Source organism: Streptomyces sp. NPDC111606, from assembly GCF_055656945.1.
This window is the reverse complement of the sequence record NZ_JBVKBY010000001.1, coordinates 1,413,112-1,428,224: the sequence shown is the minus strand read 5'-3', so window position 1 is coordinate 1,428,224 and position 15,113 is coordinate 1,413,112. Positions and strand designations below refer to the sequence as shown.

At 72.6% G+C, this 15,113-nt stretch carries 14 protein-coding genes and 1 tRNA gene; 6 read left to right on the top strand and 9 right to left on the bottom strand.

Annotation, left to right across the window (positions count from 1 at the left end; translation table 11 throughout):
* Positions 1-247: 247 nt before the first annotated feature.
* The 7 genes from ACZ7M7_RS06475 to ACZ7M7_RS06445 all read right to left on the bottom strand — a co-directional run bounded on the left by ACZ7M7_RS06475 (position 248) and on the right by ACZ7M7_RS06445 (position 6,777).
* A tRNA-Lys gene (locus ACZ7M7_RS06475) sits at positions 248-321 on the bottom strand.
* On the bottom strand, positions 312-887 hold the full coding sequence (locus tag ACZ7M7_RS06470; protein WP_451171036.1) for a bifunctional DNA primase/polymerase: 576 nt from the start codon (positions 885-887) through the stop codon (positions 312-314). The genes ACZ7M7_RS06475 and ACZ7M7_RS06470 overlap by 10 nt, the downstream gene beginning before the upstream one ends.
* 154 nt (positions 888-1,041) lie before the next feature.
* Positions 1,042-1,407: a hypothetical protein gene (locus ACZ7M7_RS06465; RefSeq protein WP_369271252.1), complete on the bottom strand. Its 366-nt coding sequence runs from the start codon at positions 1,405-1,407 to the stop codon at positions 1,042-1,044.
* 199 nt (positions 1,408-1,606) lie between these two features.
* Entirely contained in the window at positions 1,607-2,941 is a 1,335-nt protein-coding gene (locus tag ACZ7M7_RS06460; protein ID WP_472113320.1) for an AAA family ATPase, read from the bottom strand.
* The gene (locus ACZ7M7_RS06455; protein WP_472113318.1) at positions 2,938-4,542 is read right to left on the bottom strand and encodes a hypothetical protein; all 1,605 of its coding nucleotides are present in this window, start codon (positions 4,540-4,542) and stop codon (positions 2,938-2,940) included. Before ACZ7M7_RS06455 ends, ACZ7M7_RS06460 begins: the two co-directional genes overlap by 4 nt.
* Entirely contained in the window at positions 4,533-5,777 is a 1,245-nt protein-coding gene (locus tag ACZ7M7_RS06450; RefSeq protein WP_472113316.1) for a hypothetical protein, read from the bottom strand. Before ACZ7M7_RS06450 ends, ACZ7M7_RS06455 begins: the two co-directional genes overlap by 10 nt.
* Positions 5,728-6,777, bottom strand: a complete 1,050-nt coding sequence (locus tag ACZ7M7_RS06445; protein ID WP_472113314.1) for a phosphatase PAP2 family protein — start codon at positions 6,775-6,777, stop codon at positions 5,728-5,730. The genes ACZ7M7_RS06450 and ACZ7M7_RS06445 overlap by 50 nt, the downstream gene beginning before the upstream one ends.
* A 186-nt stretch (positions 6,778-6,963) precedes the next feature.
* Here ACZ7M7_RS06445 and ACZ7M7_RS06440 point away from each other — a divergent pair, with 186 nt between their 5' ends.
* On the top strand, positions 6,964-7,560 hold the full coding sequence (locus ACZ7M7_RS06440; protein WP_451171052.1) for a histidine phosphatase family protein: 597 nt from the start codon (positions 6,964-6,966) through the stop codon (positions 7,558-7,560).
* A gap of 28 nt (positions 7,561-7,588) precedes the next feature.
* On the opposite strand, the gene ACZ7M7_RS06435 is transcribed toward ACZ7M7_RS06440, so the two are convergent.
* A complete protein-coding gene (locus tag ACZ7M7_RS06435; protein ID WP_383609047.1) occupies positions 7,589-9,094 on the bottom strand; it encodes a hypothetical protein in 1,506 nt (501 codons plus the stop codon).
* A gap of 292 nt (positions 9,095-9,386) precedes the next feature.
* Here ACZ7M7_RS06435 and ACZ7M7_RS06430 point away from each other — a divergent pair, with 292 nt between their 5' ends.
* Positions 9,387-9,827, top strand: coding sequence for a hypothetical protein (locus tag ACZ7M7_RS06430; RefSeq protein WP_472113311.1), 441 nt, complete (start codon positions 9,387-9,389; stop codon positions 9,825-9,827).
* 46 nt (positions 9,828-9,873) lie between these two features.
* Complete coding sequence (locus ACZ7M7_RS06425) at positions 9,874-10,743, top strand: spermidine synthase (protein ID WP_472113309.1); 870 nt, start codon at positions 9,874-9,876, stop codon at positions 10,741-10,743.
* A 22-nt stretch (positions 10,744-10,765) separates the two neighbouring features.
* Here the strand turns inward: ACZ7M7_RS06425 and ACZ7M7_RS06420 are convergent, their stop codons facing one another.
* Complete coding sequence (locus tag ACZ7M7_RS06420) at positions 10,766-11,287, bottom strand: hypothetical protein (protein WP_427844888.1); 522 nt, start codon at positions 11,285-11,287, stop codon at positions 10,766-10,768.
* 139 nt (positions 11,288-11,426) lie between these two features.
* Between ACZ7M7_RS06420 and ACZ7M7_RS06415 the strand changes: the two genes are divergently transcribed.
* The 3 genes from ACZ7M7_RS06415 (at position 11,427) to ACZ7M7_RS06405 (ending at position 15,091) form a co-directional block, all read left to right on the top strand.
* The gene (locus ACZ7M7_RS06415; RefSeq protein WP_383609056.1) at positions 11,427-12,116 is read left to right on the top strand and encodes a response regulator transcription factor; all 690 of its coding nucleotides are present in this window, start codon (positions 11,427-11,429) and stop codon (positions 12,114-12,116) included.
* Positions 12,113-13,516 (top strand): sensor histidine kinase, encoded by a 1,404-nt coding sequence (locus ACZ7M7_RS06410; RefSeq protein WP_383609059.1) that lies wholly within the window; start codon positions 12,113-12,115, stop codon positions 13,514-13,516. Before ACZ7M7_RS06415 ends, ACZ7M7_RS06410 begins: the two co-directional genes overlap by 4 nt.
* Positions 13,517-13,624: 108 nt before the next feature.
* Positions 13,625-15,091, top strand: a complete 1,467-nt coding sequence (locus ACZ7M7_RS06405) for a glycoside hydrolase family 18 protein (RefSeq protein WP_472113305.1) — start codon at positions 13,625-13,627, stop codon at positions 15,089-15,091.
* Positions 15,092-15,113: the final 22 nt, after the last annotated feature.

Genomic DNA, 15,113 nt, shown 5'->3' with positions numbered 1-15,113 from the left:
GGTTGTGTGCCGGGCCGGCCGGTTGTGCGCCCGGCGAGCGGGTTGTGCGCCGGGGGCATGCGAAAAGCCTCCGGCTTCCGCGAGGGGCATTCACCGCCTGTGCGCCGCCAAGGACTCGAACCCCGGACCCGCGGATGCTGCATTCCCCGAGGGATGACCCCTGGACCCCCAGTCGCCCCCTGCGGGACCGGGAGATCCCTCCTCAAAAGCGAAGGCCCCCCGCTTCCGCGAGGGGCTTCCCTGTCTGTGCGCCGCCAGGGACTCGAACCCCGGACCCGCTGATTAAGAGTCAGCTGCTCTAACCAACTGAGCTAGCGGCGCCTGCTGACGTCGTAGACCTTAGCACCCTGATCGGGGTGGGGAAAAATCGATATCCGAACGGCCGCGCGAGCCGCCCGCACGGCCGCCCAGAGCAGTACCTCGGGGCCCGGTAACCAGGGACTACGGGTGTCGGGGGCGACCAGCCAGCGGGAGCCGGAGGGGGTGTCGGCGGCGGACCCGCCCGGGACGGTCACCGCGTCTCCGGAGCCGTGACACAGGAGCGGCGGGACGTCGCCCACACGGCCGAGTTCCTCCCACCGCAGCAGCGAGGGCAGCCGCTGGGCCGTGCCGGGCGCGGCGAACAGCAGCATCCGGCCCCGGAGCATCGCCACCGGGCCCGATCCCGGGCCTTCCTCCCAGAGCTGGTCGACCATGCGTCGGCCGAAGATCGCGGGTGCGCTCACGATGTCGAAGACGGAACCGCAGTCCAGGACCACGGGGGCCGTCGGCTGCTCGTCCCAGAGCGCCCGGGTGCTGCGCGGATACGGTTCTGCGGAAGCGAGCCAGGCGGCGCCGTCCGCGGTGAGGGAGGCGGGCGAGAGCGGGGCATTGCTTGTGCTGCTCATGGCAGATACATCTACCGACGGTGAGCACTTCGTTCCCTGGAGTTCCCGGAAACCGGGACAGGGCGGGGTGGCAGGGCGTATCTTGCCCGCCCGCCTGGCATATGCCATGGGGGCACGCGCGGATCCGTCCCGTCCGTCCCGTCGATCCCAGCGGTCACACCGGGTCGACGTGTCCCGGTCCCTCGACCCCCCGCATCAGATCCCTGCCGAACTCCACCATCTTCTTGGCGTAGTCCTCGGTCCACTCGGCCTGCGCGGCGATGTCGGCGGGCGTCAGCCGGTCGAAGCGCCGGGGATCCGCCAGCTGGGCCGCCGCGATGGCCTGGAACTCCATCGCACGGTCCGTCGCCGCCCGGAACGCCTGCGTCAGCTCGGTCGCCCGCGCCAGCAGTGCCCGCGGGTCGTCGATCGACTCCAGGTCGAAGAAGTGCTCCGGATCGGAGGCCGCCTGCGCGGGCTCGAAGAGCAGGGGCGCGGGGCGTAGCCGCGGTTCGTTCCGACGCGGCGTGGGCTCCGCCATGTCTTGTCCTCCTCGTACGTCACCGATCTCGTAGGTCACCGTCCCCCTCCCCCGCGAGCGGAGGCATCCCCAGCGGACCGGCCCACCGTCCATTGTCCCGCGCCCACGCAAGTGGGCACCGGGCGCAGGTCAGAGGGACGGTCGCCGGGTTCTACCCCGGCCGCCACCCCACCCGATGCTCCGCGCCGGCACCGCATGATCATGGCCGCCACCCCACCCGATGCTCGGTGAGCCGTGCCAGCACCGCATGATTCGCCTCCCAGCCATCAGGAAACTTCACCACCGTCCCCAGTTGCACCGGCTCTGTCGACGGATAGTCGTCCAGCAGTTCGCTCACCCCTGCCCGGCACACCACGATGCACGCGTGGCGGTGGCGGGAGGCGAGGACGCACAGGCGGCCCGTTTCCAGGTGGAAGGCGGTGGCGTCGGGGCGGCCGGAGAGCGGGTGGAGGATCACGGTCACGTCGTACTCACGGCCCTGGAGGCGGTTCGCCGTGTCCACGGTGACGTCCGTCACCCCCAGCTCGGTCAGTGCCGCCCGGACCGCCGCCGCCTGGTCGCGGTGGGCCGTGCCGACCGCGACCCGGTCGGCGGTGAGGGGCGCGGGATCCGGCGAGCGCTCCGAGGTCGCCGCGCCGTCCCGGTCCAGGAGGCGCCGTACGACCGTCGCGACCGCCCGTACCGCCTCGGGGTCCGTGCGCGGGGTGTGCCGGGCGGGCAGCTCCAGCAGCCCCCAGCCCGACTGAGCCGCCTCGTCGATCACCCGGTCCGGGCCCGAGCCGTCCGACGGGACCGCGAAGGCCAGGCTGCGGTCACCGTGGTCCGTGCCGCTGCGGAACGGCGTGTAGGGGTAGAAGGCGTCGGAGACCAGAGGTGCGGCCGAGGCCGGGAGGCGCCAGGAGACCGGCAGGCGGTGCTGGGGCAGTTCCGGATTGTGGGCCAGAAGGGTCGTCACGGCGGACCCGGAGGGGTCGTACGACAGGCCCGCCCACTGCTCGCTGCCGACGATGGAGAACGGGTCCAGCTGACCCGGGTCGCCGACGAACAGCGCCCGCTCGAAGAGGCCGGCCACCGCGAGCAGCGAGTCCGAGCGCATCTGGTACGCCTCGTCGACGATCGCGTGCCGCCAGGGCTCGTCGACCTTGACGTGCGCCCACTTGGCCGCCGTCGAGATGACGACCGACAGGCCGCTCAGGTCGCCGGCCTTCGCCGACTTGCGTACGTTCGGCAGCTCGTCCAACGCCTTGTCGTACGGGTCGGCGTCGCTGCTGTGCAGGCGCCCCACCGGCAGCTCGGGGTTCTTCTCGGCGAGCCTGAGCACCAGGTCGTCGACCTGGGCGTTGGTCTGTGCGACGACCATCAGCGGGCGCCCGGCGTCGGCGAGTTCGAGGGCCGCGCGGACGACGAGCGTGGACTTGCCGGCGCCGGGCGGGGAGTCGACGACGACACCGCGCGCGGTGCCGTGCAGGGTGTCGTGGAGGATCGCGTCGGTGGCCTCGGTCGCCGCGGCGCCGGGGTCGAACACGGCCGTCACAGGACGTCCTCCTGGGTCAGCGGATCGGCGGCCTCGGACACCTGCTCCCCGGGCGGCCCGCCGTGCGTCCACGGCGTCTCCTCCGGGTCGGGCAGCTTCGCGCCGCCGCGCTGCTCGTGCTCGAACAGCGTGAAGCAGACCAGGTCGCCCTTCTCCGGCACCGACCCCTCCTCCGGCTCCTTGCCGCGGCCCATCTTGTCCAGCACCCGCAGCACCATCAGCGCCCCGTCATCCCCGAAGTCCCCCTCGTAGCCGACGAACTCCGCCGACTGAGGCTTCCCACCCAGCGACCGGAACACCTTCGCGCGCTCGCCCAAATGCGGCCGGTCATCCGTGCGAACGGTGACCAGGGGGCGCGGACTGGGCCGCTTGCCCTCGCTGTACGCCATGACGACATCGGTGACCTCGCCCGCGAACGCCTCCCCGGCCAGCCGCCGCCCCGCCATCACCAACGGGTCGTCGAGCGCCTCCTGCGCCTCCAGCCGGGCCTGTTCGCGCTCGCGCGCGGCGAGCTTGTTGGCGGCGGTGACCGCGTCGTCGCGGCGCGGCTGCGGGGGCTCGCCGGCCACGACGCGGTCGCGGTGGCCGGTGAACGACCAGCGGTCCCGGGTCCACCGCTCCTCGACCCGCCCGGCCTCGGGCAGCTCCCGCACCAGGTCGAGGCCCCGCCACACCGCGTCCCAGGTGGGCCGGGTCCGGCTCTCGACGAGCGCGCGGATCTTCCGCTCGGCGGCGGTCAGGTCCCCGAGCCGGTCGTCGGCCTCCAGCCCGTCCTCGGCGGCGGCGAGGGCCGTACGCGCGCGGTCGTAGCGCTCGATGGCGGGGGCGAGCAGCTTGTTGTCGAAGGCCGGGTCGGTGGCGGGACCGGCGGGCGGGCACAGCAGTTGGCCGTCGCGGTCCCGCGCGAGTTCCGCGCGCAGTGCCGCCTCGGCGCCCGTCTCACCCTGCGGCGGGGCGATCCACGCCAGCAGCGCGCCCAGGTGCTGGTCCTCCAGGGTGGACTGCCCGGTCGCCCAGTGCCGGGCCAGTACGTCGGTCATGGCCAGCAGCAGCGAGGAGCCCGGCACGCGGGCTCGCTCGCCGAAGTGGGTCAGCCAGCGGCCGAGCAACGGCACGCGCGGGGGTGCGGGGTAGGGGGTCTCCGGGTCCTGTTCCGCCGTACGCCTGAAGCGCATGGAACGGCCGAGGAGCCGCACGAAGTCGACGCCCGCGCGGCTGGGCACGATCAACTGCGGTGCGTCCGCGCACAGTTCGACCTCGACCTTGACCCGCTTGCCGGTCTCCGGATCGGTCTCGTTGCGCTCGGCGGCCTCGACGTCCTCGGCGAAGGCGTCGAGGTGCGGCAGGACGACGTCCGCCAGCTCGGACAGAAAGGCGAACCTGAGGTCCCGGTCGCGTGGCTGCGGGACCACCAGCAGGTGCGGGGCGTCCCGGTCCGTGCCGACCAGCGCGCCGAGCGGGGCGCCGGCCTCACCGGCGGTGGTCAGGGGCACGAAGACCAGGGGCCGCTCGGTCAGGCGCCGGTGGTGGACGGTGGCGGCGGGCTGGGCGCGGCCCGTGCTGACGGCTTCGAGGCGGGCGAGGGTGGAGATCAGTGACACGCGGCCACCGCCTCCGCGCCGAGGGCACCGGCATCCTGACCGAGGTCCCGGGCGTCCCGGCCGAGGGCCTCGGCGCGCAGCCGCGCGGCCCTGCGCAGGGCCGCAACCGCCGGGTCGTCCGGGTCGCCGGACTCACCGCGGGCCGCCGACAGGACGTCCTCGACCGTCGTCAGGCCGCCCAGCTCGGCCCGCACCGAACGGCCCAGCGACGTCACCGCGCCGGCCGCACGCGAGCGGGCGCGGCAGTGGAAGGCCAGCTCGCAGGCGGACAGGCACTCGGGCGCGTAGGCCGCCGGGACCGACTCGACGGCAGCCGTCAGGTCGGCCTCGGGCAGCTCGGGTGAGAAGCAGGTGCCGGCCGGGAGCGTGTCGGCGATGTCCTCGATGCGGGTGAGGCGGGCCAGCTGGCGGGAGGTCACCGCGCGCTGCTTGCGGACGTCGACGGCCGACGCGGTGGGGAGGTTGGAGAAGTCCTTCGGGCAGACGAGCAGGATCCGGTGGCGTACGCGGGGGGCGGGAGCGCTGTCCGAGGCGCTCTGCCCCCGCAGCGCCTCAGCTTCGGTCTCGGCTCCTGTCTCCGGCTCCGCGCCGAGACGGCGGGCGATCTGCTCGAGCGCCATGACGTACACCGCCGCCTGCCTCGCGGCCGCGCCCACCTTCGCCGCGTCCGCGGAACCGTCCAGCATCGGGAAGGACTTGATCTCCACGACCGTCCAGCTGCCGTCCGGGTGCACGACGACCGCGTCCGGCTCCAGGAAGGCGGGCGACCCGGCGACGTCCAGCGCGAGCATGGGGTGGTCGAGCAGCGTCCACTCGCCGCGTGCCTCGGTGGCCTCGCGCAGCGCCAGTGCCGTACGTGCCGTGCGGCCCTCGGGGCCGGACGCGACGAGCTCCGGCACACGCGCGTGGGCGGGCGGTTCGGCAGCGCGGTCCAGTTTCTCGTGGACCAGGCGCAGCAGTTCCGCGCCGCCGTCCGCCTTGACCTTGGCCTCGAAGGCGTTGCCGCGTGTGAAGGCGAACTGTGACTGCCCGAAGACCGCCGGCGAGCCCAGCGCGCTCGCCAGCGCGGCCTTGTTCACCCCGGCGCCGTCCAGGATCGCTCTGCGCTTGCAGCCGGGGTTGGCGGCGAGGGCGGCCAGGGCGCGCGCGTCCAGCGCCTTGGCCGGGACTTCGGGACCGCGCAGCTCAGCGAGCCGGTGCCGGAGCGCCGTCCCCCGCGTCCTGGGGAGAGGCACTCGGCTCGGCTCCGGATCCGAACCGGGACTCGCGCTGCCGTGGAATTCGCTCACCCGCGGAAGTCTGGCATCCGCCACTGACAATTGAGGAAGAAGCGTCGGCAGAGCCACTCGTGACCGTGGTGCCGGAGCCACTCGTGACCTTGGCACCGACGCCGCTCGTGACCATGGCGTCGGCGCCCCGGGCGACCGTGCCGACGGAGGCCGTCGCGACGGGTGCGGCCACCGCCCCGAAGCGTGCCCGGACCCGGTCCGCGGTCCGCATGACGTACGGCGTCAGCAGCAGCCCGGCGCCCATCACGGCGGCGCCCGCCACCGCGTCGAGGAAGTAGTGGTTGGCAGTGCCCATCACCACGATCGTCGTGATCAGGGGGTAGGCGACGGCCGCGACCTTCGTGAGGCGCGTCCCGCCGTACCGCCACAGCATCACCCCGCACCACAGCGCCCAGCCGACGTGCAGGCTCGGCATGGCCGCGTACTGGTTCGTCATGCCACCGAGGCCCTTGGGCGCACTCGCCTCGCCGCCCCACCAGCCGTACGAGCTGTACTGCGCCATCGTGTCCACGAAGCCGTAGCTCCCGGCGAGCAGCCGGGGCGGGCAGGTGGGCAGCAGGGTGAAGCCGATCAGGCCTATGAAGGTCGACGTCATCAGCCAGGTGCGGGCCGCGCGGTAGCGCACGGTGCGGGACCTGAAGATCCAGACCAGCAGCACGGGCGTCACCAGGTAGTGCAGCGACGCGTACCAGAAGTCCGCCGGGACGCCGATCCAGGGCTCGCGCGTGAAGAGGCGGTTGAGCGGGTGCTCCGCGTTCAGGTACAGGGCCTTTTCGATGTCCAGGATCGCCAGGCCGTGGTCGACGGCGTGCGAGACATCGCCCCGGGCGAGCAGTCGGCCCGCCGAGTAGCAGGCGTAGACCAGCAATATCAGCGGCAGCTCGGTCCACCAGCGCAGGCGGGTCCGCGGCGTCGCCTCCACGCCAGCTATATCGGCGTGTGGCATCCGATCGCCTCCCCCTTCTTGTCAGCGCCCGGTTGACCGGTCGTACCACTTTACGGTGTATGCGCGAGCCCCCTTCAGGCGCCCCGGCCCTCAAGACGCAGAGATCGCCCACCGGGTTGCCCCGGCACAGCGTGCGCGATGATGGATGGGTTCCGCTTCTTCATTTCTCCCGGGAAAGGCTCCTTCATGGCACCGCGCATCCTGCTCGCCCGGCACGGACAGACGGCGTGGTCGCTGTCCGGCAAGCACACGGGCAGGACCGATGTGCCGCTCCTGGAGGAGGGCCGCCAGGGCGCGAAGCTGCTCGGCGAGCGCCTGCACGGGTCGCCGTACGACGGGCTGGCGGGGGTCGAGATCCGCACCAGCCCGCTGTCACGCGCGCGTGAGACGTGCGAACTCGCCGGCTTCGGGGAACGCGCGCGTACCTGGGACACGCTCGTGGAGTGGGACTACGGAGCCTACGAGGGCATGACTCCGGCGGACATCCAGGCCATCCGCCCCGGCTGGCTCATCTGGCGCGACGGCGTGCCCGAGGGCGAGACCCTGTCCGAGGTGACGGCCCGGGCCGACGAGGTGGTGGCATGGGCGCGCGCGGAGGACCGTGACGTGCTGGTCTTCGCGCACGGGCACATCCTGCGGTCCATAGGCGCGCGCTGGCTGGGGCTGCCGCTCGACTTCGCGGCACGGATACGGCTGAACCCGACGTCGCTGTCCGTGCTCGGGTGGGCTTATGGAGAGCCGGCGATCGAGAGCTGGAACGACTTGGGACACCTGGCCGGATAGCGCGCCGGCCGGCGTCGCCCGCGGGCCGTCACACCGTGCGCGGCACGCTCGCGTGGCGTTCCAGGAACGCCGACACTCCACGCGCCCTGCGGTGCGGCAACAGCACCCGCGCCGTCCCCGCCAGCATCGTCTGCACCCGCGACGACTGCACTTGGTCCAAGAGATCCAGCACGCGCATCCCGGCCGTCGCCGCCTCATCGGGACGGCCCCCGCGGGCCAGGTCGTCCGCCAGTTCCGCCGTGTAGAGGGCGATGTTGCGTGTGAAGTGCGGGTCCTGGAGCTGGGCCGCCCGCCCGGCGTGCCGCGCGGCCCGCTGCCAGTTGCCCAGCATCGACCAGCACTGCGCCTCCAGGATCTCCAGCTCGGCCTCTCCGTAGAAGCTCATCCACTCGGGGTCGGCGTCCGAGCTGCCCCGGTCGTAGAGGGCCTGCGCGCGGGCGAGGGCCTGTTCGCAGCCGGTGCGGTCGGCGAGCCCCGCCCAGCCGCCGGCCTCGCGCAGCGCCAGCAGCGACATCAGGCGGGAGGAGCCCAGGGGCCGCGCGACGCGTTGCGCGGCCTGCGCCGCCCGCACGGCCTCCCGCGGCCGGCCCGCGTCCCGCGCGAGGAACGAGGTGTTGCAGAAGGCGTGCGCCTCGAGCGCCGGGTCGCCCGCCATCCGGGCCGTGGCCAACGCCTCCGCGTAGTGCGAGCGCGCGTCGTCGAACCGCCCCGAGTCGTGCGCCAGCCACCCCACCGAGATGGCCAGTTCACCGGCGCCCGCGTGGAGCCGTTCGCCGGTCGCCTGCCGGGTCGTACCGGCGTCGAGCAGTTCGTACGCGGCACGCAGCGGAGCGGCCGCGCGCCGGTAGAGGCCGTCGGCCCCGTGCCGGTCGTCGAGCAGCCGGATACGGCGTACGGCCTCCTCCAGCGCGTCCGCCTCGCGGCCCCCGACACGTCTGACGGGACGCTCCGCGGCCGCGGCGTCGAAGGTGAGCCCCAGGGGGCTCAGCGAGGCGGCGGCCATCGTGGCGCCTCCGCCGGTCATGAATGCGCGACGCAGCACGTCGCTCTCCTCGTGGATCTCGTCGTTCTCGTGGTTCTGCTGTGCTCCGTATGCGGCGTACGCGGCATACGGGTCGTACGGGTCCTGCGGGTTCAGCGAGTCCTTCTGGTCATACGGCTCGTGAGCCCCCCACGTCTCACTCGTGATGCACACCGGGCTCGTGATGTGCACGAGGGGCGCGTCCTCGTCGGCATGCGCCCGGCGTCCGCGTACGGACGAGCGGGGCGCGAAGCCGAGGTCGGTGAGCGTGCGGCCGGGGAACATGTGCAGGAACACCCGTTCGTACGCGTAGTTGGGGCAGCGGATCTCGCCTGCCTCGACCCGTCCGACGTAACGCGCGTCACAGCTGACCCGCTCGCCGATCTCGCGCGCGGCCCGTCGTACCGCCGCGGCGAACTCGGCCGGCGAGCGCTGTCCGCGCAACTGCCGGAACGCGAGATTCGGCCGTGGCGGCCTGGGGGACTGGGACGAGGTCAGCTCTGACGACGCCATGGCCGGGTCCTCTCGTGCGAACCGTCGAACCATGCCGGAATCCGGGCGAGTTGAACGGAATGTCCGAACCGGGTATCCGTACCGAATACCCGTGTGGTGCCCTTGCTTCCAGCGGGCAAGAACGTACCTGCTGTAGCGGAGCCGCCACGCAGTGTTTGGCTACAAAACGGATATCTCATGCAGGATCTGCCATGAACTGCCATCCTTTGCGGCGGACTTCCGCCGTAGCCGTTGACGCCGTGCCGCGTTGAACTCTTCGGACTGCAAAAGGGGTTCCGTGGTGGAGGTCGAGATGGAGACCAGCCAGAGCATCGCTCCGCATACGCCGTCGACGACGGTGGGGCACGCGCCGACCGCACAGTGCAGCGAGCCGCCGGAGGCGGGCTGTGACGTGGTCACGGTTCCGGCGCGGCAGGGCCTGGAGGCGGTCGACATCCTGCGGCGGGGCGCGACCGGTGAAGCGGTGGGCCCCGTCCTGCACGACGACGACTGCGACACACTGGGCTTCGTGGTCCCGCCGGGCACGGCGGCCGCCTGGGACGTGCCCGGCAGCACCTGCACGGAGACCGACGGCCGCGGGATGAGCCTGAACCTGAACCCCGGGCCGCCCGTCGAGGGCTCGGACTGGCTCCTGCCGCCCGGGGACGCCGACCTGGCGACGGATCCCGCGGTGCTGCGCAAGGCGCTGGGGGAGGCCGCGCGATTGATCGAGGCGGCCGACAACTGCAGCTGACGCCGCTGCCCGGGCGGCACCGCCTCCCACTTGCGACAATGACCCAATGAGGAAGCCCAGGAAAACCCGGCGCCGGTCGGCCGCAGTCGATGCCGTCGTCGAACAGGTCGACGGAGGGCTCGCCGAGCTGATACCCGACCCGGACCGCGCCCGGGCCTGGACCCTCCTCGTCGACGGCGCTCCCCAGTCGCACGTCGATCTCGACGACCCCGCCCACCTCTCCTTCGAATACCAGCGCCGCTTCGGGCACGTCATCGACCTGGTGGCCGCACCCGGCAAGCCCGTGCAGGCCGTGCACCTCGGCGGCGGCGCCCTCACGCTCGCCCGCTACGTCGCCGCCACCCGGCCCCGCTCCACCCAGCAGGTCGTCGAGCGGGACGGCGCCCTCGTCCAACTGGTCAGACGCGAACTGCCGTTGGATCCGAACGCCCGGATCCGGGTGCGGTCGGCGGATGCCCGGGACGGGCTCGCCAAGGTGCCCGACGGGTGGGCCGATCTCGTCATCGCCGACGTGTTCAGCGGGGCCCGCACCCCCGCCCACCTGACGTCGACGGAGTTCCTCGACGACGTACGCAGGGCCTTGAAACCCGGCGGCGTCTACACCGCCAACCTCGCCGACGGGCCGCCGCTCGCGCATCTGCGCGGCCAGATCGCCACCGCCGTCGCCCGGTTCGCCGAGTGCGCGCTGGTCGCCGACCCGACGGTGCTGCGCGGCAAACGCTTCGGCAACGCGGTTCTCGTCGCCTCCGACCGGCCCCTCCCGATCGCCGAACTGACCCGCCTCACCGCCTCCGACCCGCACCCGGGCCGCGTCGAACACGGCAGGTCCCTCACCGACTTCACCGGCGGCGCCGCAGCCGTCACGGACGCGGCCGCGGTCGCCTCACCGGCGCCGCCCGCCTCCGTCTTCAGGTGAACCGGCGGCCGCGCGGGGGCGGTCAGTAGGTTCCGATCTCCACCCGCGGCGGCCCGTCGTGCCAGGTGCAGAACACCGACACCCGGTCCGCGCCGGAGCCGAACTCCACCCGGATCCACGTCTCCGTCTTCCACACCTGCATCGACCAGCCCGCGCCCGGGGTGGCCGAGACGAGGGTTGCGGAGGTCTCGCCGATGTCGAAGACCGCGCGTCCGCCGTCGGTGTCATAGCTCTTGACCCGGCCGGACGTGGTGGGGGAGGGGCTGGTGCTCTTGGGCGGTTTCTTCGACGGATCCGGCGTGCGAGGCGTCCCGGTCGGCTTCGGCGAGGGACTGGAGGAAGTCTTCGAGGGGGTCGGCCGGTTCGTGGACGACGCCAGCGGCTTCGACTCCTGGGTCGTCCCCTCGGCCGCCGTGATGGGCAGGGCGCGCGGCCGGTCGTACACCGTGCCGGCCATCACCGTGTGGACACCCCACCACGACAGCGTGACCGCCGCGCCCGTGGCGAGCGACCAAGCCAGTACGTGTACGAGTCCTCTGCGCATCGCGGGCCATACTGCCTCACGCGTCCCGGACGTGTCGCGCGGTTGCCGCACGGGCGCCCCTGGATGCCGAGTTGTCCACAGGGGGCGAGTTGTCCACAGGCCCGGACCGGGCTCGGTCGCATGGCGTACGGTGCGGCGCATGGCAAGTGTGCTCGTGGTCGAGGACGACCAGTTCGTACGCTCGGCGCTGATCCGGCACCTGACCGACGCCACCCACACGGTGCGCAGCGTCGGTACGGCACTGGAGGCGCTGCGCGAGGTCGCCCATTTCCGTTTCGACGTGGTCATCCTGGACCTCGGTCTGCCCGATCTGGACGGCTCCGAGGCCCTGAAGATGCTGCGCGGCATCACGGACGTACCTGTGATCATCGCCACCGCCCGGGACGACGAGGCGGAGATCGTCCGGCTGCTGAACGCGGGCGCGGACGACTATCTGACCAAGCCCTTCTCGGTGGAGCACCTGTCGGCCCGGATGTCCGCGGTGCTGCGCCGGGCCCGGTCGAACGGCGGCGAGGCGGCCCCCTCCAGCGTGCTGCGCGTGGGCGGCCTGACCGTCGACCCGCTGCGCCGCCAGGCCGAGTTGGACGGTGCGAGCCTTGACCTCACCCGCCGCGAGTTCGACCTGCTCGCCTTCCTGGCCGGACGGCCCGGCGTCGTCGTCCCGCGCAAGGAACTGCTCGCCGAGGTCTGGCAGCAGTCGTACGGCGACGACCAGACCATCGACGTCCATCTGTCCTGGCTGCGCCGCAAACTGGGTGAAACGGCCGCCAGCCCGCGCTATCTGCACACCCTGCGGGGCGTCGGCGTCAAGCTGGAGCCGCCGCGATGAGATGGGCACTGGTCAAGGTCTGCCTGGCGGTCACCACCATGGTCGTGGTCGCCTTCGCCGTCCCGCTCGGCCTGGTCATCAGGGAGATGGCCCGCGACCGCGCCTTCTCCAACGCCGAGCGCGAGGCCGCCGCCGTCGCCCCGGCCCTGTCCATCACCACCGAACGGGACCAACTGGAGCGGGTCGTCGCCTCGGCCGGGTCGGACGCGGGCATGGCCGTGCACATACCGGCCTCCGGTGACGCGGCCGCCGTCGACCTCGGCCGGCAGCGCGCCGCCGCCGAGGACATCGCGACCGTACGACGGCTGGGCCGCGCCTCGACCGCCGAGGTCGCGGGCGGGTCCACGCTGCTCCAGCCGGTCGCGCTGAGCTCCGGGGAGATCGCCGTCGTCGAGGTGTACGTCCCCGAGGCAGAGGTCACCAACGGCCTCACCACGGCCTGGGCGGTGCTCGCCGGCGTCGGCCTCGCCCTGATCGTCGGGTCGGTCGCGGTCGCCGACCGGCTCGGCGTACGGATGGTGCGGCCCGCACAGCGCCTGGTCGAGGGCGCCCACGAGCTGGGGGAGGGGAAGCTGGGCGCCCGGGTGCCCGAGGAGGGGCCGAACGAACTGCGGCTGGCGGCCGTCGCGTTCAACTCGATGGCCGACCAGGTCGTACAACTCCTCGCGAACGAGCGGGAGCTGGCGGCCGACCTTTCTCATCGCCTGCGGACGCCGCTGACGGTGCTGCGGCTGAACGCGGCCTCGCTCGGGGACGGTCCGGCCGCCGAGCAGACCAGGGCCGCCGTCGCCCAGCTGGAGCGCGAGGTCGACACGATCATCCGGACGGCCCGGGAGGCCAAGCCGCAGACGGTGGCGGCGGGCCCGGGCGCCGGGTGCGACGCGGCCGAGGTGGTGCGCGAGCGCATGGCGTTCTGGTCGGCGCTTGCGGAGGACGAGGGCCGCAAGGTGCGGGTGGCCGGCGTGGACCGGCCGGTGCGGATACCCGTGGCCCGGGCGGATCTGGCGGCCGCGCTGGACGCCCTGCTCGGCAACGTCTTCCGGCACACCGCCGAGGGCACGGCGTTCGCGGTCGACGTGCACAACGGCGAGGACGCGGTGATCGTGCTCGTCTCGGACGCGGGGCCCGGCATATCCGACCCCGAGGCGGCGATGGCACGCGGACGCGGCTCGGGCAGCGCCGGGTCGACCGGGCTCGGGCTGGACATCGTGCGGCAGCTCGCGGAGTCCACGGGCGGGGACGTACGGATCGGGTCGTCGGTGCTCGGCGGGACCGAGGTGCGGATCTGGATCCAGCTGGACGCGCGGGCGCCGGTGCGCAGGGGCCACCGGGGTTCGGTACGCCGTCGCCGACCGGGCAGATTGGTCTCGACCTTTAACCGCTCCCGATCCCTTCCTTAAGCGCACCCTAAGGTCCCCAACCCCCGCCCGGATCAGGAGCTTTGCCCGATTCGAGATCGCTAGCGTGCTGCCGCACCCCCCACCCCGAACAGCAAAGGCAGACACGCGATGAGCACCCACCGGCGCAAGATCAGCGGCAGGAACAAGGCGATCGGCGGTCTCGTCGCCGCGGCCGTGGTCGGCGGCGCCGCGCTCGTGTTCACCGGCACCGCGCAGGCCGCCGGGATCGGAGCGGCGTACACGAAGACCAGTGACTGGTCGACGGGTTACACCGCGCAGTACGTCGTCACGAACAACAGCGGTCAGGCACAGCAGGACTGGAAGCTGGAGTTCGACCTGCCGTCGGGCTCGAAGCTGAGCTCGCTGTGGAACGCCGAGTCGAGTGTGAGCGGGCAGCACGTCACCGCGACGCCGCCGAAGTGGGACAAGGACGGCCTGGCCGCCGGTGAGTCGGTGACGGTCGGCTTCGTCGTCAACGGCACGGGCGCTCCGGCGGGCTGTCTGATCGACGACGCGAAGTGTTCCGCGGACGACAGCGCGACACCCGAGCCGAGCGGCCGCCCGACGGCCACCGAATCCGGCCCGGCGAAGCCGACGGCCACCCCCACCCAGAGCGCGCCGCCCACCCAGTCCGCCACCCCCACCGCCAAGCCCTCGCAGACCCCCGGATCCGGAACGGCCGCCACCGCCGGCTTCGCCCCGTACATCGACACCTCGCTCCACCCGGCCTTCGACATGGTCGCGAGCGCCGAGGCGACCGGCGTGAAGGACTACAATCTCGCCTTCGTCACCGACGGCGGCGGCTGCACCCCGAAGTGGGGCGGCGTCACCGACCTCGGCGGCGACGCGGTGGCCGCGCAGATCGGTGACCTGCGTGCCAAGGGCGGCGACGTCCGTGTCTCGTTCGGCGGTGCGGCCGGCAGCGAGCTGGCGACGACCTGCTCCTCGGCGGACGCGCTGGCGGCGGCGTACGAGAAGGTCGTGAGCGCGTACAAGCTGACCAAGGTCGACTTCGACGTCGAGGGCGGCGCCCTGCCTGACAAGGCGGCCAACACCCGCCGTGCCCAGGCGATCGCCGAGCTCCAGGAGGCCCACCCCGACCTGGACGTCTCCTTCACCCTCCCCGTCATGCCGGAGGGCCTGACCCAGCCCGGCGTCGACCTCCTCGCCGACGCCAAGAAGAACGGCGTGCAGATCGACACCGTCAACATCATGGCGATGGACTACGGCCCCGCGTACAGCGACGACATGGGCACCTACGCCGAGCAGGCGGCCACCGCCACCCAGGCCCAGGTCAAGAGTGTGCTCGGCCTTTCCGACAGCGCCGCCTGGAAGACGGTCGCCGTCACCCCGATGATCGGCGTCAACGACGTCGTCACCGAGATCTTCAAGGTCGACGACGCCACCCAGCTGGTGAACTTCGCCAAGTCCAAGGGCCTCGGCTGGCTGTCGATGTGGTCGGCGACCCGCGACAAGCAGTGCGCGGGCGGCGAGAAGCCGGCGGCGGACGCCACGTGCAGCTCGATCCTCCAGGAGAAGTTCGCGTTCTCGAAGGCGTTCGCGGCCTACAACTGACCCACCACTCGGGTCCATTGAG